Annotated in this window: 1 pseudogene; it reads right to left on the bottom strand. The window is 58.1% G+C overall.

The features are described 5' to 3' along the window. Positions 1–303, bottom strand: a pseudogene (locus tag E5Q11_RS17660) (phosphomannomutase); the annotation flags it as partial.

Here is a 303-nt window from a genome sequence, read left to right as displayed (position 1 = left end):
GTAGGCAAAGTCGCGGAAGTAGTGGTGGGCGCTCATTTCGCCGCCATAGACCGCGTCTTCGTCACGCATTCTCTGTTTTATGAACGCGTGGCCGGATTTGCTTTCGATGGCTTCGCCGCCGGCGTTTTTGACCAGGTCCAGGGTATTCCAGGTCAGGCGTGGGTCGTGGATGACTTTGCCGCCACCGGTTTTGCGCAGGAACTGGTCTGCCAGCAAACCGACGATGTAGTAGCCCTCGATAAACCGGCCGTCTTCATCGAAGAAGAAGCAGCGGTCAAAGTCCCCGTCCCAGGCGATGCCCAT

It is taken from the genome of Marinobacter confluentis (assembly GCF_004785685.1).
In the GTDB taxonomy this organism is placed as follows: Bacteria; Pseudomonadota; Gammaproteobacteria; order Pseudomonadales; family Oleiphilaceae; genus Marinobacter; species Marinobacter confluentis.
This window is presented reverse-complemented; position numbering and strand designations above follow the sequence as displayed.